Here is an 18,437-nt window from a genome sequence, read left to right as displayed (position 1 = left end):
GAGACGGGAGACAGGAGACGGGAGACAGGAGACGGGAAATACGGAGACGGGAGACGGGAAATACGGAGACAGAAACGGAATAAGTGCGCAGTGCGCAGTACGCAGCGCACAGAAAAAGTTCAAAAAAGTGATATTTTTCTTCATGACTGACCGGGAGACGGAAGATAGGCAGTCCCGGATCAAGTCCATGAGGAAGGCATGTCCCGGTCTCCTGTCTCCCTTTTCCGGTCTCCCTGCACACTGCGTACTCCGACTCCAGACTTCCGACCTCAGACCTCCGCCTTTTCCCGTCTCCCGTCTCCTATCTCCCGTTTCCTGTCTCCCGCCTCCTGCCGCCCCAGAGACAAGGCAGGCCTTGTCTCTACGACCTGTTTTCTGTTTCCGTTCTCCCTGTCGCCCTAAAGGGCAGATATGGAATCTGCCCCTACCCATCTCCGGTCTGCGCTTCTCCCTAAAACCTAAAACAGCCCTTCCGCCTTCCCCGTCTTGATTCTTGCCCTGAAATGGGCAATGAAACCCATACGTCAGGGAATTCTCCCTTCGGTCCCTTTTTGATCCTCCGGGCAGTTGCATGATCCATCCCTTTATCAAACACGTTGTTGTGAAGCTCCTGTGGCTGGGTGTCGTTTTTATCGGCATCACAGTGCTCAGCTTCTGGGTCATTCACCTGGCCCCGGGTTCGCCCACGGATCTGCAGACCACCCTCAACCCCATGGCAGGCGAGGCGGCCCGGGAGCGGCTGGAAAAGTTGTACGGGCTGGATAAACCCATTCATATCCAGTACCTGAACTGGATGGGGAGGATCGTGCGTTTGGATTTCGGGCGGTCCATGAGCGGGGACCATCGTCCGGTGTGGGACAAGATCAAGGAACGTCTCCCCCTGACATTGAGCCTGAATATCATTGCCCTGATCCTCATACTGGGGATCTCCATTCCCATCGGGGTGATCTCGGCCTATTACCAGGGGGGCTGGTTCGACCGCGTCTCCACGGTGCTGGTGTTCATCGGATTCGCCATGCCCGGCTTCTGGCTGGCCCTTTTGCTCATGCTCTTTCTGGGGATCGCCTATCCTTTGTTCCCCATATCGGGATTGACTTCCCTGGATTTCGCGTCCCTCTCCTGGTGGGGCAAATTGACGGATCTGGCCAGCCATTTGACCCTGCCGGTGCTTGTGTACACCATCACCGGGCTTGCAGGGATGTCCCGGTTCATGCGCTCGTCCATGCTCGAGGTGCTCCGCCAGGACTACATCCTGACGGCCAGGGCCAAGGGATTGCCCACGCGCACGGTCATCTTCCATCACGGATTGCGCAACGGCCTGCTTCCGGTGATCACCCTGCTGGGGCTGTCCGTGCCGGGACTTATCGGCGGAAGCGTCATCATCGAATCCATCTTTGCCCTGCCCGGGCTGGGACAGCTCTTTTATCAGGGGGTCATGGCCCGAGATTATCCGCTCATCATGGGCAATCTGGTCCTCGGGGCGGTGTTGACCCTGGCCGGGAACATGCTGGCGGATTTCGGATATTCTCTGGCCGATCCCAGGATCAGGGCGGGGAAGAAGGGGGGACGGTTTTAGGTTTTATGTTTTATGTTTTAGGTTTTAGGTTCAAGGACCGGAGACGAAAGACCGTGTAGGGGCCGGCCCCCGTGCCTGCCCGTTTGACTGAGCCCCGGGAGGCGAAGGAAAACAGGGATTGTGGGGAGCGGGGAACGGTGGAGGCCGGAGGTCGGAGGTCGGAGGACAGTACGCAGTGCACAGTACACAGTACGCAGTACGCAGTGCCCAGTGCGCAGACCGGCATGGGGCGTCATCCCGGGCTTGATCCGGGATCTCTGTGGGTTTGGCTAGTGGTTACCTTTTTTACAACGCCCATCTCCTTGAAGATCCCGGCCTGCGCCGGGATGACGGGGATTAGTGAAAATCAGGCCTGAAACGTACCATTTTCCATTGCAGCAGGAGAACTTTTCGTTTCATGATTTCGGTACGAACACGACTTTTTGTTTCCAGATACGGGTTGTTCATTCTGGGGATCATCCTGGTGGGGGTGATGGCCGGGCTGGCGCTCTTGGCGCCGCTCATCTGTCCCTATGATCCCAATGGACTGAACGTGGACGCCATCCTGCGTCCTCCCGGGCCCGAGCATTTTCTTGGGACGGATGCCCTGGGTCGGGACGTGTTCACCAGGCTCGTTTACGGGGCTCGGGTTTCTTTGTGGGTGGGATTTGTGGCCGTGGGCATTTCCGCCTCCATCGGCATGGTTCTCGGACTCATTGCCGGATATTTCGGCGGGTTGGTGGATGAGATCATCATGCGCGGGGTGGACGTGATGCTCTGTTTTCCCTCGTTCTTTCTCATCCTTGCGGTCATTGCTTTTTTGGAACCCAGCCTGAACAACATCATGATCGTTATCGGACTGACCTCCTGGATGGGGGTTGCCCGTCTGGTCAGGGCCGAGACCCTGAGCCTCAAGGAACGTGATTTTGTCAAGGCGGCTCGGATTTCCGGAGCGGGCGTATTCCGTATTCTCGCCCGCCATGTTCTGCCCAATGCCCTGACCCCGGTTCTGGTCTCCGCCACATTGGGGATCGCAGCGGCCATTCTCACGGAATCGGCCCTCAGCTTCCTTGGTCTCGGGGTCCAGCCCCCGGTTCCCAGCTGGGGGAACATGCTCATGGAGGGCAAGGACGTCATGGAGATCGCCCCGTGGCTCTCCGTGTTTCCCGGTCTGTCCATCCTGTTCACCGTGCTCGGGTACAATCTTCTGGGCGAAACCCTGCGGGACCTCCTCGACCCCCGCCTCAAGCAGCGCTGACCATGAACATTGCCTGTATCGACTGCTCCCTTGTTCCTGCCCTCGAATCCCTGGGCCATACCTGCCTGGCGCTCCGTTTATCCTCCGGCTATTCATGCCTGTCCCCCCTTCTCGAACGGGCACATTTCAAACCCGACCTGATCGTTCAGCAGGAAACCCTGGGGCCACGAAAGATCCTGACGGACCTGCATGAATGGTCATGTTCCAAGACGTTCTGGTCCATCGACACCCATCTGAATGCCTTCTGGCAGGCTGCATACGGCAAACTTTTCGATCTCGTGCTCACGACCCAGAAGGATTGGGTCGACAAGCTGAAGCTTCAGGGACTGCCCAACGTTGCCTGGCTTCCCTGGTACGGGTTCGAGCATCCCTGGACCCCATGGGAACGGAGGAGGCATGGGGTGTGCTTTGTGGGTCGGGTCACCGGCCATCGCATGCCCCGAAAGAATCTGGTGGATTTTCTGTGTTCCACCTTCGGGACCAAGTTTGACCAGGATATCAGCTTTGCAGCCATGAAATCCCTGTATGCTGATTCCCGCATCGCCCCCAATGAATCCATCATGGCCGAGGTCAATTTCCGGTCTTTCGAGGCTGCCTCCTGCGGGTGTCTGGTCATCAACCAGCGTTTCGACAACGGGCTCGAGGAACTCTTCGAACCCGGCCGGGAGATGGATACCTTCGATCATGTCCTGGAGCTGGAATCCAAGATCGCCTGTTACCGCACGAACACGCACCAGGCACGCATGGTTGCGCTGGCCGGACGCGAGCGTGTTCGCAACGAGCATCTTCCCGTGCATCGTGCCAAGCGTCTCCTTGCATTGTGCGAGTCTTCCCCAAGGTCGGCATCCAGGGGGATCGACAGCACCGTGGATCTGGCCATGACGCAATGGATCTTCCACGACGCAGATCGCATCACCATCGATCTCACGCCCATCAGAGATATCCTGCTCGCAATCCCCTGCACTCCCGACGGACTGGCGACATTGATCCGCATCGTCCACGCCACGGGTTCCTGGGAAAGCCTTCGTGATCTCATCCTTCCGGTGCTCCAACAGGGACAGTATGCCCATCATCTCGGGGTGAACCTGAGCGCGTCCATGGCGGCGCTGCATCATGGTCAAACATCTTTGGCCAGGCAATTCCTGCTGCGCCACATCACGACCTGCAACCTTCGCGAGAGGGCAGGAGATTCCGGACCTGCGGGTATTGCCCGGTCATGGTCGCGTATTTTGCTCAGGGAAAAAAAGGTGTTTCGGATAGGGGTGGCCTTCAATCCGAAAACATCCCTCCCCGAGACAGCGCTCGAATGTCTGCTTGTCGCTGAGTCATATGATCCGGACGACCCCGAGCTCGTACGAGAAATATCCCGGCTTTTCGGACTCCAACGGGGACTTGAAGGGGCTCGATTGCGCACCCTGTCGTTCCTCAGCCTGCGCGCTCGGGATGACTGGCGGATGGGCTGTGAGCTCGCATTGAACAACCTGCGGGTATTCCGCAAACGTCAGGGGCTGGAAGAGCTCGTGGTCGCTCACGACCTGGCCGCGAACCAGGGGCAGGAGGATCGATTCATGCGCACGATCAACCGCATGGACCCCAGCGGCATGATGGAACAATGGGCACGGATCATGTCAGCGGAGTCGTGACATGGATGTTGGAGCGGATAGGCAGGTCCCGGCAATTTTTCAAACCATCTTTTGGCCAAGGTAAGCCATGCTCGAATTTTTACGTATCAGAAACCTCGCCCTGATCGAGGATGTGGAAATGGATTTCGTCTCCGGCCTGAACGTGCTCACCGGGGAATCCGGGGCCGGGAAATCGTTTATTCTGAGCGCCCTTGATTTTATTCTCGGGGACAAGATTTCTGCGTCCATGATCCGTTCGGGGTGTGAAAAGGCCCAGGTCGAGGCCATCTTCATTCTCGATGGTCAGGAGGTCATTCTCCGGCGGGAGATTCTGGCCGAGACCGGACGCAGTCGGATCTACATCAATGACGGTCTGGGGTCCCAGGAAAAAGCGCAAACCCTGCGGCCCAGCCTGCTCATCCATACCAGTCAGCACGGGCAGCAGAAACTGCTTCGGCCCGGCTATCACGTGAACATTGTTGACGGCTTCTTGGACGATCCGGGTGTGCTCGAACGCCACCGGGAGATGGTCCGGGAAATGGTCCAGATTCTAGGGCAGGAACAGGAAATCAGGGAGCGGGTCAAGGGCCTGGAGGAGAAACGGGATTTTCTGGAATACCAGCAGAGCGAAATCCGGAAGGTCGGTCCCCAGCCCGGGGAAGAACAAGCCCTGATGGCCGAGAAAAAAATCATCCAGGCCCAGGCCGATTCCCGGGAAATGATCCATCAGTCCCTCGAGGTGATCAACGGGCAGGAATTTTCCCTGCTCGAAGGGCTGGGGGTGCTGCACTCCCATGTCCAGTCCCTGGCCGAACTGGATGAGCGATATGGTCAGTTTGCGTCACATATGGAGGATGCCCGCCAGTCCGTGCTTGAACTCGACCGGGAGCTGCGCGGCGAGCCCATGGATTTCGAGCACCAGGCCCGTTTGGAGACCATCGAATCCAGGCTGTGGAAGCTGGCCCAGCTCCAGCGACGGCTCAAACGATCCCTGGACCGGATTCTGGAACTGGAACAGGAAATCGAGGAGAACATCGCCTTTCTCGACCAGAGTCAGCTGCAGCTCACCCAGCTGGGACGCAAACGGACCGAGCTGGCAGAGAAACTCGAGAGTCAGACAGAGCGATTGAATGCGGCCAGGAACAGGGCCTCAAGGGTGCTCAAGGAACAGCTGGAGGTACGCCTCAGGGACCTGGGGTTTTCCGACAAGCTGGAGATCGTCTTTGAGAACGAGCACAAAGAAATCCATCCCGAGATTTTGGAAGACCGCCCCCGCATCTTCTGGGTCCCCAACCCGGGCCAGCCGCCCCAGCCCCTGGACAAGATCGCCTCGGGAGGGGAACTGTCCCGTTTTTTGCTGGCGGTAGTCGGTCTCAGGGCGGAAAAGAACATGCCCACGCTCCTCTTCGACGAGGTGGATTCGGGCATCGGCGGGATCACCCTGAACAAGGTGGCCGCAAGCATCCGGGATCTGGCCAAGCGGCAGCAGGTCATCCTGATCACCCACTGGCCCCAATTGGCGGCCATGGCCGAGCGCCATTTCCATATCAGAAAAGAGGTCAGGGACGGCAAGACCTTTACCCTGTGCACCCGTCTCAAAGACAAGGAGATCGTTACCGAACTCGCCCGCATGGCCGGGGGCGGGGAGAAGGGGGAGATGATGGCGCGGGGGTTGGGGAAGGGCAGGATATAAGATCTACGATAAAAGATAGAGGATATAGGATATAGGATATAGAAAACCCGTAGGGGCCGGCCCCCGTGCCTGCCCTTTTGACCGATGTCCGGGAGACCGTGTGCCATGAAAACGCAAAGGCATTCCACGGGGAAGGCGAGAGAAAACGGTATTGGTATCATGCCGGCCCATCCGCCCGGTGAGTGAACGCAGTGCCGAGCAGACGCTCGGCGTTCCCAGGAGAGGGATACTATGAACGGGAATGCATTGGCTGCAGGGTACGGAATGGTTATATACGAGAATATAGATGATTGATTACAGGAAATTACGTTTTGCCTTTGCCCATTGGCGTATCGGGGTGCATCTCATTTTGCGGACCCGGCATTTCGGGGTGAACAATCGGTGGTGGGAGGGGCGGTTCCAATCAGTGCTGGGCAAGCCCCTGTGGGAGGTGCTCCTGCGTATTGTGCTGGTCTATCCGCTGATCCGGGATTATCGTTTTGTCCGGGTTCGTATGACGGCCATGGGGATGGTGCATCCGGAGGAAAGTGCGGTGTTGTTTGGGAACAACAAGATATAAGATAGAGGATATAAGATAGAGGATACGGAACGTTGTCTGAAGTTGGGAACGGGTGCTCTGTGTCGATAGACCTGTAGGGGCGATTCATCACGAATCGCCCCTACAGATTCTTCCGAAATCGACCGCCGCGCTGAAAATCCTGTATCATATATCCTTTATCCTATATCCTTAAATACGATACCCCGCCACATCCCGTGGCGAATGAAGGAATACACATGGATCTTTCCGTTGATTTTGCCGGTCTGGAACTCAAGAATCCCGTGATCACGGCATCCGGGACCTTTGGCTATGGTGTGGAACTGGGGCAGTTCGGGGATCTGTCACGGCTGGGGGGGATGGTGGTCAAGGGGCTTTCTCTGGCCCCTCGGACGGGCAATCCTTCGCCCCGGGTTGCTGAGACACCGTGCGGGATGCTCAATGCCGTGGGACTGCAGAATATAGGGATAGAATCGTTTCTGCGCGACAAACTGCCTCTGCTGCCCTGGAGGGAGACCCCGGTCATTGCCAATCTCTACGCCCACAGCAGTGATGATTTCGGCGAACTGGCCGGTATGCTGTCGGCTGAGGAGGGGATTGCCGCCCTGGAGGTGAACATCTCCTGCCCCAATGTGCGGGAGGGCGGGGCAGCCTTCGGTCAGGATCCGCTGCAGGCGGCCAGGGTGACAGAAGCGGTGTGCGAGCGGGCCGGGGACAAGCCGGTCATCGTCAAGCTGAGCCCCAATGTGACCGACATCACGGTCATTGCCCGGGCCGTGGAGAACGCAGGCGCGCACGGACTTTCCCTGATCAACACCATCACCGGTATGGCCGTGGACATTCGGTCCAGAAAACCCCTTCTGGGCAATGTGACTGGCGGATTGTCCGGCCCGGCCATCCATCCCGTGGCCCTGCGCATGGTGCATGAGACCTGCAGAACGGTCGGCATCCCCGTAATGGGCCTTGGGGGGATTGTGAGCGCCGAGGACGCCATGGAGTTCATTTTAGTGGGTGCCCACGCCGTGCAGGTGGGGACGGGGTCGTTCACCAATGCAAATTTTGCCTTTTCCCTGGTGGAAAAGATGGAAAAGCTGACCAAAAAGCTGAAAATCGAGCAGTGGTGGGATTTCCGGGGAAGGCTGGATACCTCCGGGGAGTGATAACGGCTGGATCGCGGGGAGGCGCAGGGGTGCGGAGCAAGGCGGGGTAGGGGGAAGGGGAGGGCAGATATGGAATCTGCCCCTACCCGTTTCGTGTCTTCCTGGCATTCATTCGAAAGATCACCTGCCGGTCCCTTAACCCTTAACCCTTAAACCTTAACCCTTCACCCCTTTCTTCCTGATCGTTGCCCCGTAAAAAAACTCCCCGAATCCCTCATCCATTCCTGTCTCGAATTCCCTGATCACTACCGCATTCCCGTGTTCGTTACAGAGGCGTGTGATCTGTTCCTGGTTTTCTGCAGGGTTCAGGGTGCAGGTGAGGTAGGCGAGGACTCCGCCGGCAGGCAGGGTGCTCCAGGCAGTGTCCAGGATGGCCCGCTGGGTTGTGACCAGTGCGGTCACATCCTTGGGAGTTCGCTTCCATTTGCTGTCAGGACGTCTGGAAAGAACACCGAGGCCGGAGCAGGGCACGTCCAGAAGAATGGTTCGCGGGGTGGTGCCAAGGGGAGGCGTGCTTTTTGCCGAGGCCTGAAAAACAGGGATGGATGTTCCGGTTCGTTTGCATTCCCGCATAAAACCGGTCAGCCTGGCCGTGTGGATGTCGCTGGCCCATAGGGGGGCGATTCCCTGTCCGGCAAGGGCCATGCTCTTGCCTCCGCGACCGCAGCAGGCGTCCCAGACAGGTGTCGGCCATGAGGGCGGTTGAAGGGCGTTCAGGGCGATTTGGGCCGCATAACTCTGCCGGGTGACCTGTCCCTTGCAAAGCAATGCGTCCAGACCGTCCGGTGTCCGCTCCAGGGCAAGGGCATGGCCCTCCCTGCCAAGCAGGATAGTATTGAACTCACGGGCCACTGCCTCGGCATCCGGATCTGACGCACACCGCAGTCCAAGGGCGGGTCGGGTTACAGACTCCTTCAGAAAGCTCTCCGTCTTTTCACGGCCATAGCTTTGCAGCCACAGTTCCACGATCCATGCCGGGCATGAATAATACCGGGCCAAAAAAATAACCGTATCCGGTTTGTCCTTGCAAAAATAGTCCTTTTCCTGTGCAGCCTTCCCCAGTTCCCCGATCCTTCTGAGCACGGCATTCCCCACTCCGGCCAGCCTCTTTCCCAGATTCTTCTTGATCCATTCCACCGTCCAATCCACCGTGGCATAAGCAGGGATTCTGTCCATGCAGGCCAGCTCGTACCCGGCCAGCCCCATGAGAAGGAGCAGGTGGCGGGGGAGTTTGTCCGGTGATTTCAAGAAGGAGGCAACCAGAAAGTCCGACCGTGTCTTGTGGCGCAGATATCCGTAGGCCAGTTCCGTTGCCAAGCCCTTGTCCCGGGCACCGATGGCGGTTGTGGTGAGGGCCTGATCAAGGGCGTTTTGGAGATCCTGATTTTTGTGCAGACAGCGATACAGGGTCTGCAGGGCAACCCGCCGTGCCGGCGGGAGGGGGGAGAGGGGGAGGGATTTTGGGGACATGGAGGTGAGGATAGAGGATAAATGATAAAGGATATAGGATGACCGGAGACGGGAGAGGTCGGTAATCTCACATGCAGCGTGACCCTGTAGGGGCGGATTCCATATCCGCCCTTATGGATACCACATTCGAAAACAGGGCAAAAACGGGTCCAGGTGGGGCAAAGATGGGTTTTGGGTTCAGGTAACTGACGGGAATGACGGCGTTTGCAAAACGTCTTGTCTAGGAGGGCCGGACGATTCCCGTCATGCTTGCTACTCTCTGTTTTTCTGCACCTCCCGGGGCGCAGAAAAACGGGTAATTCATGAATTACCCCAAGAACCCCACGCGCTATGCTGGGGGCAATGCAAACTCAATATTTCGAAATGGTTTTGGTTGAGGTTTCGAGAATTGAGGAATCCTATATCGTATATCTTGTATCGTATATCCTCATCCCTCATCTCCCTCCGATTTGACCAAAAATTTTCTGATCGCCCACTCCACATGCTCCAACGGCACCTGTGTATCCAAACATGGGCCGTGGGGGCGCTGATTGAGCACGCCGAAGCAGGGCAGGGGGTAGACATCCTGGATGCCGCTGGACAGGTCGCGTTCACAGGCCACAGCGAGAATGAATTTGGGTTTGTTCTGCACCACGATGCGCCGGGCAATGGTCCCGCCCGTGGCTATGGCCAGTTTGATCCCATAGGTATCGCTCAGATTGAGGAGCCCGGCAATGGGACATTTCCCGCACCGTTTGCAGTTGTAGATGTTGTAGGTCAGCCGGATTTTGCACCGGCTGTTCTGCAAACAATGGGGCATGAGCATGAGCATGTCTGCGGCCTGATATCGCTTGTTTTCTCCGAGAACGAGCTCGTTGTTCACCTTGATGAACGAGGCCCTGATCTTGGCCTTGGGGATGTTCAGAAACCGCCCGAGCATGGTCATCAGGGGCAGGAAGAGCTTGATGGTCAGCCCGCGCATCTTGCGCGAAAGAAAAATTTTTTTGCCGAGAAGGATGTTCAGGACCAAGGCCAGAGACGCCCCGGCAACCAGCAGGATGGCTATGAGGATGATCGACCCGAAGATCCAGGGGGCCACGGGATGGATGGAGGCAAGGCCGACGGTGGGAATGAGCCACAGAAAAACCAGAATCAGGCAGATGAGAACCGACGTTCCGGTGATCAGACCGATGAACAGGCGCTTCTTGGCCACGTAGGTCGATTCGATGGCGTCTTCCAGGGTGAGGAGGGTCTGATCTTTTTTGGACATGAATAGAAGGATAGAGGGTATAAGGTACTATGAATTAAGTCATCTCAACACGTCGACGACAGGTATCCGCAGAAAAAACTCCTGGCATCAAGCGGCTTACCACCCGCCGCCTTGATCATCGGGAGAAGGTATTCCCTGTCCTTGCAGGCAATGGCCAAGGTGTCGCCGCGCATGCCCAGGAAGGTGCCCGGAACCGTCCCCGGTTCCACGGGACCGCCGATGGTTCCCGGGTACAGGGTCAGCTTCACGGTTTTTCCCGGTCGCCGCTCAAAGGAAAACCAAGTGCCGGGCCAGGGGAAGAGGCCCCGGATCTGGTCGTGGATTTCTTGGGCCGCCCGGTTCCAATCCACCAGCCCTTCGGATTTCTGGAGTTTGGGCGCGTGGGTGGCGATGTCGTGGTCCTGGGGTTTGGGATGGATGAGCCCCTGTTCCAGCTTGTCCAGAGCTTCCACCAGGAGTTTTCCGCCCATGCTGGCCAGATCGTCGTGCAGGGACTCGGCCGTGTCGTGGATGCCGATGCCCATGGCACGCTGCAGCAGGATAGGACCGGAATCAAGGCCTTTTTCCATCTGCATGATGGTGATCCCGGTGACATGGTCGCCGTTCATGATGGACCGCTGGATGGGGGCGGCTCCGCGCAGTTTGGGCAGGAGCGAACCATGCACGTTGATCGCTCCCATGGGTGCGATATCAAGCACCGACTGGGGCAGAATGAGTCCGTAGGCCGCGACCACGAGCAGTTCCGGCTCGAGATCGGCCAGTTCCTGACGGTCCTTTTCCTGCTTGAAATCCACCGGCTGATATACGGGCAGCCCCTTTTCCAGGGCCAGCTTCTTGACATCGGACGGTTTACACACCTGGCCCCTGCCGCAGGGGCGGTCCGGCTGGGTGTACACACCAACGACCTCCCCGCCTTCATCGGCGAGGAGGTCGGAAAGGATCACGGCCGCGAATCCCGGCGTGCCCATGAAGACTATTTTTTTGCGTCGCGTTGCTTGGTTTTCAGCCATTTTGTCAGCTTCTTTTCGTAGAGTGTGCGTTTGAGCCTGCTGACGTGGTCGATGAAGAGGACCCCGTCCAGGTGGTCGATCTCGTGCTGTAGGCAGATGGCCATGAGGTCTTCGGCCTCGAACTCGACGGGGTTGCCGTCAAGGTCGAGTGCCTTGATCCCGGCCCATGCCGAGCGTTTGACCTTGGCCCGGTAGCCGACCACGCTCAGGCATCCTTCTTCGGATTCCGTGGTTCCGGTTTTTTCGACGATCTCCGGGTTGACCAGGATACGGAGATCCTCGCGTTCCTTGGGGCCGGAGATGTCCACGGTCACCAAACGGATGTTCTCACCCACCTGGGGAGCGGCCAGGCCGATCCCGTCATTGGTATACATGGTCTCGACCATTTCGTCGGCCAGGGTCCGGATCTCCTCGGTAATGTCCGAAAGAGGCGCGCTTGTGCGGGCCAGAATCGGATCTGGGTAGGTTACTATTTTTTTGCTCATCTCATTCACTCTTTTGGGTTTCCCGGAGCCGGAGGGCCAGTTCCCGGAGCTGGGTCCGATCTACCGTATTGGGGGCGTCGGTCAGCAGGCAGGTGGCCTTCTGGGTCTTGGGGAAGGCGATGACGTCCCTGATGGAGGAGACGTCGCCAAGGAGCATGATCATCCGGTCCAGACCAAAGGCGATCCCTCCGTGCGGGGGAGCGCCGTATTCCATGGCGTGGATGAGGAACCCGAATTTGTTTTCGGCCTCTTCCTCGCCGATACCCAGGGCCGCGAGGACCTCTTGCTGCAGTTCGGAAGAGTGGATACGGATGGATCCGCCCCCGATCTCGTTGCCGTTCAAGACCATGTCGTAGGCCTTGGCCCTGGCCTTGCCCGGATCGGTCTTCAGCAGTTCCAGATGGCCGTCCTGGGGGCAGGTGAACGGATGGTGCATGGCGTTCCACCGTTTTTCGTCGGCGTTCCATTCGAGCATGGGGAAGTCTGTGATCCAGACAAACCGGTACTCGTCTTCGGGGATCAGGTCAAAGCGTTCGCCCAGTTTGAGACGAAGATTTCCCAGGGCCGCGTTGACCATGTCCGGAGCCCCCGCCTGGAAAAAGACGATGTCGCCGGGCGCAAGTCCCAGGGCTTCGGTCAGTCCAGCACGTTCGTCGTCGCTCAAAAATTTGGCAATGGGCGACTGCCAGGTGTCTTCCTTGATCTTGATCCAGGCGAGACCCTGGGCCCCGTAGATGCGGACGAAATCCGTATAGTCATCGATTTCCTTTCTGGAAAGGACAGCCCCCCCCTCGACCTTCATGGCCTTGACCAGCTCGGCCTTTGCGAACAAGCGGAAGCCGGATCCACGGACAATGGAGGTCACGTCTTGTAGTGGCAGTCCGAAACGCAGGTCCGGCTTGTCCACCCCATAGGTCTCCATAGCCTGGTCATAGGTCATCCGTTCGAATGTGGCCGGTATCTCGGCACCCAGGGTGTCCCTGAACACGGCCCGCATCATGCCCTCGGCCATGGTCATGACGTCCTCCTCTTCCACAAAGGACATCTCGATGTCGATCTGGGTGAACTCGGGTTGACGGTCGGCGCGCAGGTCCTCGTCCCTGAAGCATTTCACGATCTGGTAGTACCGTTCCAATCCGCCGACCATGAGCAGCTGCTTGAACAGCTGGGGGGACTGGGGCAGGGCGTAGAAGGACCCCTGGTTGACCCGGCTGGGCACGAGAAAATCCCGGGCCCCTTCGGGCGTGCTTCTGGTCAGGATGGGAGTCTCCGTTTCGATGAACTCCAGCCCGTCCAGATACCGGCGTACGCTCTGGGCCGTCTTGTGGCGCAGGATGAGGTTCTTGGCCAGCCGGGGGCGGCGTAGGTCCAGATAGCGGTACCTGAGGCGGAGATTCTCGGACACGTCCACCCGGTCCTCGATGAGGAAGGGCGGGGTCTTGGCGGTATTTAACAGCTTGAATTCCCGGACCAGGACCTCGATCTCGCCGGTGTCCATGTTCGGGTTGACCATGTCATCGGGCCGGGCCAGAACCGTGCCCTTGATCGCCAGCACGAATTCCGTGCGCAGATGGCCGGCATTTTCGTGGATTTCCGGATGGTCTTCCGGAGAAAATTTGATCTGGGTCAGCCCATTTTTGTCACGCAGGTCGATGAAGATGATCCCGCCGTGGTCGCGCCGGTACTGAACCCATCCCATGAGGCAGACCTCCTGGTCCAGATCGCTTGCGCGCAGCTGAGCACAGGTATGGGTTCGTTTCCAGCCGTCAAGTGTATCGAGTTGCAAGTCTGTGCGTCGTTCGTCCATGGTGATGCCTTTTTTGAAGGATAGAGGATAAAAGATGTAGGATATAAGATATAGGATAAATGATTATGGAATGTTGCTATGTTATATTGTGAAATTTAAGAAATTTGATACATATGCAGGTTGTTGGTTATAAAAACGTTTTGACGAACAGTAGGGGCGGATTCCATATCCGCCCTTTTATGCGTCCAGAACCCATCCCCTTTGACCGAGCCCCGGGAGGCGAGGGAAAACAATCTTTAAAACAGGGCAGGAAATGTTTGCCTACCCGCTCCCGATCCTTCCCCCACCTGCGCACTGCCTCCTGCGTACTTACCACATCAACACTGCAACCCAAGCGCCTGTTCCAAATCGCTCTGGCTGACCGCCTTCTGGGCGCCCGTGGCCATATCCTTGACGATGATCTGGTCCTTTTCCAGCTCTTCGGGACCCAGGAGCAGACAGGTCTTGACACCGAGCTTGTTGGCCTGGCGCAGAAGACTCTTGACGCTCTTGGCCTCGAAGCTGACCTCGCCGGAAAATCCCTTGTCCCGAAGGTTCTGGGCGATGATCATGGCCTTGTCCAGGGCCTGTGCGTCCAGCACGGCCAGGAAGAAATCCAGTTGGGGCGTACCGATCTTGTCCAGGAGCAGGGCGAGGCGTTCCATGCCGCAGGCGAACCCGAGTCCGGGCAAATCCGGACCGCCGAGCTGTTTGACCAGGCCGTCGTACCGCCCGCCCCCGGCCACGGACGACTGGGCACCAATGTCCGTGGATACGACCTCGAAAGTGGTCCGCTGGTAGTAGTCCAATCCCCGGACCAAGCGGTCGTTGTGCACGTATGGGAGTTTGGCATTATCAAGAATTCCCAGGACGGTGTCGAAATGATCCCGGCACGCGGGACACAGGGAATCACTGATTTTAGGGGCGTTCTTGACCAATTCCTTGCACGCTGGAACCTTGCAGTCGAGCACCCGGAGCGGGTTGGTCGATGCCCGCCTTTGGCAGTCCTCGCAAAGCTGTGACTGGTCCAATCCTTCCAGAAACTCGGTCAGCCGCTGGTGGAAAACCGGACGGCATTCCCGGCATCCCAGGGAATTGATCTCGATGGACAGCTTGTCCAGCCCAAGTCCTCTGAGGTAGGACCAGACCATGAACATGAGTTCGGCGTCGGCCTGTGGGGCCTCGGTGCCCAACACCTCGACGTTGATCTGGTGGAACTGTCGCATACGTCCTTTTTGGGGCCGTTCGTACCGGAACATGGGACCGCAGGTGAACAGTTTGGCAATGGGGCTGTGGGAATGGATCTTGTTTTCAATGAACGCCCGGACCACCCCGGCGGTGGCTTCGGGCCGCAGGGTCAGGGACCGGTTCTTGCGATCCGGAAAGGTGTACATCTCCTTTTGGACCACATCGGTCTCCTCGCCGATGGACCGGGCAAAGAGCTCGGTTTTTTCCATCAGGGGAAGGCGGACTTCCTGGCAGCCGTATCTGGCAAAGATTTGCCGGGCGGTCTGCTCCATGATTACGAACTTATCGCTCTCAGGAGAAAACAGGTCGGCAAATCCCTTGATCTTTTGTATTTTAGACATGGTGGAATGGGGTTGTTGGAAGAGGAAAAAAAGGATGGTCTACAATAAATACAGAAACGTTCCTGCATAGTGGATGATCCCGTGGATGTCAAAAAATCGGGACTTGGCGCGGGGATCGGAATATGTTTTAATAATCAAGGCACGTTAGTTGGGAGCCGAACCAGGGACGCAACCGAACCCGTAAGGATTATGTATGCCGGATAAAGACATCCAGACGACCTTTTCTATTGTCGGCAAGTGGACCCTGTATTGCGCGGGCATAGGCCTGGTCGCCGGTCTTGGGGCCATGGTTTTCCACATTTTGTGCGACCTGGGATTCCATTTTTTCATGCATCAGCTGGCGGGGTACCATCCGCCTTCCCCGGCCGGAGAGCATTCTATATTGCCCCAACCGCAGAATGAGCTGGTCCGGTATATGCTTTTCATCCTTCCCTGCGTGGGAGGGCTGCTCAGCGGATTTCTCGTCTACACCTTTGCTCCTGAAGCGGAGGGACACGGCACAGACGCGGCCATTGACGCCTACCACAACAAGGGGGGACTCATCCGGGCCAGGGTGCCCGTTATCAAGACCCTCGCTTCGGCCATCACCCTGACATCCGGAGGATCCGGGGGGCGTGAGGGGCCCATCGCCCAGATCGGGGCCGGGTTCGGATCCTTTCTGGCCACCCGACTCAAACTTTCCAAACGTGAACGCAGGATCATGCTTGCAGCGGGTATGGGCGCGGGCATCGGGGCCATCTTTCGGGCACCCCTGGCGGGGGCCCTCTTTTCCGCCGAGGTCCTGTACAAGGACCCGGACATCGAACCCGAGGTCCTCATTCCGTCGGGCATCGCCTCGGTGGTCGCCTATTGCGTGTTTTGCTCGGTTTTTGGGTGGGGATCCCTGTTCCATTCTCCGGATTTCATGTTCCGCGATCCCGTCGAGCTTCTTCCCTACACGGTGCTGGCCTTTGTCGTAGCGGGGTTTGGCTGGCTCTATGTGCGCTCCTTCTACGGGGTGACCGGCCTGTTCCATAAATGGAAAATCCCCAATCACATCAAACCGGCCATCGGCGGACTGATCACCGGGGTCTTTGGGTTCTTCCTCCCCCAGACGCTGTCTTTTGGCTACGGGTATATGCAGCAGGCCATAGATAACGAACTGTCCATCTTTTTCCTTCTGACCATCTGCATCGGCAAGATCCTGACGACCTCCTTCACCATCGGCTCCGGGGGATCGGGCGGGGTATTCGGTCCGTCCGTGGTCATCGGCGGGGCGGTCGGCGGGGTCGTGGGCAAGCTGGCGAACATGCTCATTCCCGGTCTGGTCAACCATCCCGGCTCCTTCGTGGTCGTGGGCATGGCCGGGTTCTTCACTGCGGTCTCCAACACCCCCATCTCCACGATCATCTTCATCAGCGAGATGACCAACTCCTATCATCTGTTGCTCCCGAGCCTGCTGGTCTGCTCCATCGCATATATGATCTCCAAGCGGTACACTATTTACATCAAACAGGTGCAGAACAAGATCGATTCTCCCGCCCATGCCGGAGATTTTTTCGTGGATGTCCTGGAAAGTATTCGGGTCCGTGACTTGAAGGATCGGATCGTCCAGCCGACATTGGTCAGAAACGACATGCCCATGTCCAGTTTCAAGGAAATTTTCAGCCACACCAAGCAGCACTATTTCCCGGTTGTGGACAGGCAGAACCGGTTCGTGAGCATTTTTTCATCCACGGACATTCGGGAGATCCTCTTTGACAGGACCTTGGACGACCTGGTGGTCATGGGAGACATCGGCACCAAGGAGATCATCGCCACCACCCCCAGCGAAGATCTGAACATGGTTCTGGCCCGTTTGACCATCAAGAACATCGACAGCCTCCCCGTGGTCAAGGAAGGGGACCCGTACACCCTGCTGGGCATGCTCCCGAGAAGGGCGGTGGTGGATTACTACAATAGGCGCGTGGAGGCGGTGAAGACGCGGATGGAAGAGGAATAGAAGGGGGAACGACGGTTTTAGGTGTTAGGTTTTACGTTTTAGGACCAAGGGCGGGAGACGGGAAAGGCGGTTTTATGTGTTAAGTTTTATGTTGTAGGATCAAGGGCGGGAGATGGGAGAGCGGATTAAGGGTTAAGATTTAAGGGTTAAGGGGTAAGGGTAGACTGCAGAGCACGAAGCCGAGCACAAAGGTCGTCGGAAAAAATGCGTCATCCCGGACTTGATCCGGGATCTCCAGGGAGTTGAAGTTGTTTTGACGCCTTGGCTGAGTCCTTGGCCATCAAGATCCCGGCCTTCGCCGGGATGACGGCAATAAAAGAACTGCACATCCGAAAAAAACAGGAGCAGACAAACCATCTTCCGGAGAGACACCATGAAAACCTACGAAATATCAGCATCCAGGGATAGCGAAGCCAAAACATGGATCGCAACGAGTGATGATGTCCCCGGCCTTTGTGCCGAAGCCGACGATCTTGAACGGCTGATCGAGATCGTCAAATCGCTGGCTCCTGAATTGCTGGTGGCAAATGGTGTCATTGCCGATGAACCCGGCGATATTCCTCTGAACGTAATCGCCCAAAGAGAAGAACTGACCCGTGTGGTCGCGTAATGGGCAAGTTATATCCCCCCATACGCGACTTACTTGCCGACATTTCCGGAGACAAGGCATGCCTTGTCTCTACAACAAGCCTGTCTCCCGCCTCCCTTCTCCCGTCTTTAACCGCCTAAAACCTAAAACATAAAACCTAAAACTGCCTCACCTTTTCTCCCCTTCCTCCATAACGACGGACGCCGGTTTCCCGGCCCGCACCATCTGGGCTATGCGCTGCATGGCTGGGGCCCCCCTGTGTCAGGGACGTTGTCGCCATGCTGGCCTCTGGGAAGTGTCCCAAATTGAAGATTCACTGTCCCAAAATTGCTCCAAAACCGAAAAAGGGATTTTGACCAAAAAAAAGAGCTTGGTTTGCTACCCAAGCTCTTGAAATCATTGGTGCTCCCGGCAGGATTCGAACCTGCGGCCCACGGATTCGAAGTCCGGCACTC

General features: G+C 57.5%; 14 protein-coding genes. 8 read left to right on the top strand and 6 right to left on the bottom strand.

Features of this window, described 5'->3' with window-relative positions:
* Positions 1-571 precede the first annotated feature (571 nt).
* The 6 genes from ACY692_RS10950 to ACY692_RS10925 all read left to right on the top strand — a co-directional run bounded on the left by ACY692_RS10950 (position 572) and on the right by ACY692_RS10925 (position 7,823).
* Positions 572-1,576 carry an ABC transporter permease gene (locus ACY692_RS10950; RefSeq protein ID WP_462325402.1) on the top strand — a complete coding sequence of 335 codons (1,005 nt, stop codon included), beginning with the start codon at positions 572-574 and terminating at the stop codon, positions 1,574-1,576.
* Between the two features lie 397 nt (positions 1,577-1,973).
* Positions 1,974-2,813, top strand: coding sequence for an ABC transporter permease (locus ACY692_RS10945; protein WP_462325401.1), 840 nt, complete (start codon positions 1,974-1,976; stop codon positions 2,811-2,813).
* A gap of 2 nt (positions 2,814-2,815) precedes the next feature.
* The gene (locus tag ACY692_RS10940; RefSeq protein WP_462325400.1) at positions 2,816-4,456 is read left to right on the top strand and encodes a glycosyltransferase family protein; all 1,641 of its coding nucleotides are present in this window, start codon (positions 2,816-2,818) and stop codon (positions 4,454-4,456) included.
* 67 nt (positions 4,457-4,523) lie between these two features.
* Positions 4,524-6,128 (top strand): DNA repair protein RecN, encoded by a 1,605-nt coding sequence (locus ACY692_RS10935; RefSeq protein ID WP_462325399.1) that lies wholly within the window; start codon positions 4,524-4,526, stop codon positions 6,126-6,128.
* A 286-nt stretch (positions 6,129-6,414) separates the two neighbouring features.
* On the top strand, positions 6,415-6,687 hold the full coding sequence (locus tag ACY692_RS10930; RefSeq protein ID WP_462325398.1) for a hypothetical protein: 273 nt from the start codon (positions 6,415-6,417) through the stop codon (positions 6,685-6,687).
* A 215-nt stretch (positions 6,688-6,902) separates the two neighbouring features.
* Entirely contained in the window at positions 6,903-7,823 is a 921-nt protein-coding gene (locus ACY692_RS10925; protein WP_462325397.1) for a dihydroorotate dehydrogenase, read from the top strand.
* A gap of 156 nt (positions 7,824-7,979) precedes the next feature.
* Here the strand turns inward: ACY692_RS10925 and ACY692_RS10920 are convergent, their stop codons facing one another.
* The 6 genes from ACY692_RS10920 to hisS form a co-directional block, all read right to left on the bottom strand.
* Positions 7,980-9,293: a transcription antitermination factor NusB gene (locus ACY692_RS10920; protein ID WP_462325396.1), complete on the bottom strand. Its 1,314-nt coding sequence runs from the start codon at positions 9,291-9,293 to the stop codon at positions 7,980-7,982.
* A gap of 427 nt (positions 9,294-9,720) precedes the next feature.
* A complete protein-coding gene (locus tag ACY692_RS10915; protein ID WP_462325395.1) occupies positions 9,721-10,542 on the bottom strand; it encodes a DUF116 domain-containing protein in 822 nt (273 codons plus the stop codon).
* Positions 10,543-10,586: 44 nt separating this feature from the next.
* Positions 10,587-11,552, bottom strand: coding sequence for a methionyl-tRNA formyltransferase (gene fmt, locus ACY692_RS10910; RefSeq protein WP_462325394.1), 966 nt, complete (start codon positions 11,550-11,552; stop codon positions 10,587-10,589).
* Positions 11,516-12,037 (bottom strand): peptide deformylase, encoded by a 522-nt coding sequence (def, locus tag ACY692_RS10905; protein WP_462325393.1) that lies wholly within the window; start codon positions 12,035-12,037, stop codon positions 11,516-11,518. Before def ends, fmt begins: the two co-directional genes overlap by 37 nt.
* A gap of 1 nt (position 12,038) precedes the next feature.
* The gene (aspS, locus tag ACY692_RS10900; protein ID WP_462325392.1) at positions 12,039-13,844 is read right to left on the bottom strand and encodes an aspartate--tRNA ligase; all 1,806 of its coding nucleotides are present in this window, start codon (positions 13,842-13,844) and stop codon (positions 12,039-12,041) included.
* Positions 13,845-14,161: 317 nt separating this feature from the next.
* Positions 14,162-15,412 carry a histidine--tRNA ligase gene (gene hisS, locus ACY692_RS10895; RefSeq protein ID WP_462325391.1) on the bottom strand — a complete coding sequence of 417 codons (1,251 nt, stop codon included), beginning with the start codon at positions 15,410-15,412 and terminating at the stop codon, positions 14,162-14,164.
* A 193-nt stretch (positions 15,413-15,605) separates the two neighbouring features.
* Here hisS and ACY692_RS10890 point away from each other — a divergent pair, with 193 nt between their 5' ends.
* Together ACY692_RS10890 and ACY692_RS10885 are read left to right on the top strand one after the other, a co-directional pair.
* On the top strand, positions 15,606-17,393 hold the full coding sequence (locus ACY692_RS10890) for a chloride channel protein (protein WP_462325390.1): 1,788 nt from the start codon (positions 15,606-15,608) through the stop codon (positions 17,391-17,393).
* A 373-nt stretch (positions 17,394-17,766) separates the two neighbouring features.
* On the top strand, positions 17,767-18,003 hold the full coding sequence (locus tag ACY692_RS10885; protein WP_462325389.1) for a DUF1902 domain-containing protein: 237 nt from the start codon (positions 17,767-17,769) through the stop codon (positions 18,001-18,003).
* Positions 18,004-18,437: the final 434 nt, after the last annotated feature.

This window comes from Desulfoplanes sp., assembly GCF_054921335.1.
The sequence above is the reverse complement of the archived record's forward strand: the minus strand, read 5'-3'. Positions and strand labels throughout refer to the sequence as shown.

Excerpts from the sequence above, each read along its gene's own strand:
- ACY692_RS10950 (WP_462325402.1), top strand. The coding sequence starts at position 572 with ATGATCCATCCCTTTATCAAACACGTTGTTGTGAAGCTCCTGTGGCTG.
- ACY692_RS10930 (WP_462325398.1), top strand. The coding sequence starts at position 6,415 with ATGATTGATTACAGGAAATTACGTTTTGCCTTTGCCCATTGGCGTATC.
- ACY692_RS10920 (WP_462325396.1), bottom strand. The coding sequence starts at position 9,293 with ATGTCCCCAAAATCCCTCCCCCTCTCCCCCCTCCCGCCGGCACGGCGG.
- ACY692_RS10940 (WP_462325400.1), top strand. The coding sequence starts at position 2,816 with ATGAACATTGCCTGTATCGACTGCTCCCTTGTTCCTGCCCTCGAATCC.
- ACY692_RS10945 (WP_462325401.1), top strand. The coding sequence starts at position 1,974 with ATGATTTCGGTACGAACACGACTTTTTGTTTCCAGATACGGGTTGTTC.
- def (WP_462325393.1), bottom strand. The coding sequence starts at position 12,037 with ATGAGCAAAAAAATAGTAACCTACCCAGATCCGATTCTGGCCCGCACA.
- ACY692_RS10890 (WP_462325390.1), top strand. The coding sequence starts at position 15,606 with ATGCCGGATAAAGACATCCAGACGACCTTTTCTATTGTCGGCAAGTGG.
- ACY692_RS10935 (WP_462325399.1), top strand. The coding sequence starts at position 4,524 with ATGCTCGAATTTTTACGTATCAGAAACCTCGCCCTGATCGAGGATGTG.
- hisS (WP_462325391.1), bottom strand. The coding sequence starts at position 15,412 with ATGTCTAAAATACAAAAGATCAAGGGATTTGCCGACCTGTTTTCTCCT.
- fmt (WP_462325394.1), bottom strand. The coding sequence starts at position 11,552 with ATGGCTGAAAACCAAGCAACGCGACGCAAAAAAATAGTCTTCATGGGC.
- ACY692_RS10915 (WP_462325395.1), bottom strand. The coding sequence starts at position 10,542 with ATGTCCAAAAAAGATCAGACCCTCCTCACCCTGGAAGACGCCATCGAA.
- ACY692_RS10925 (WP_462325397.1), top strand. The coding sequence starts at position 6,903 with ATGGATCTTTCCGTTGATTTTGCCGGTCTGGAACTCAAGAATCCCGTG.
- ACY692_RS10885 (WP_462325389.1), top strand. The coding sequence starts at position 17,767 with ATGAAAACCTACGAAATATCAGCATCCAGGGATAGCGAAGCCAAAACA.
- aspS (WP_462325392.1), bottom strand. The coding sequence starts at position 13,844 with ATGGACGAACGACGCACAGACTTGCAACTCGATACACTTGACGGCTGG.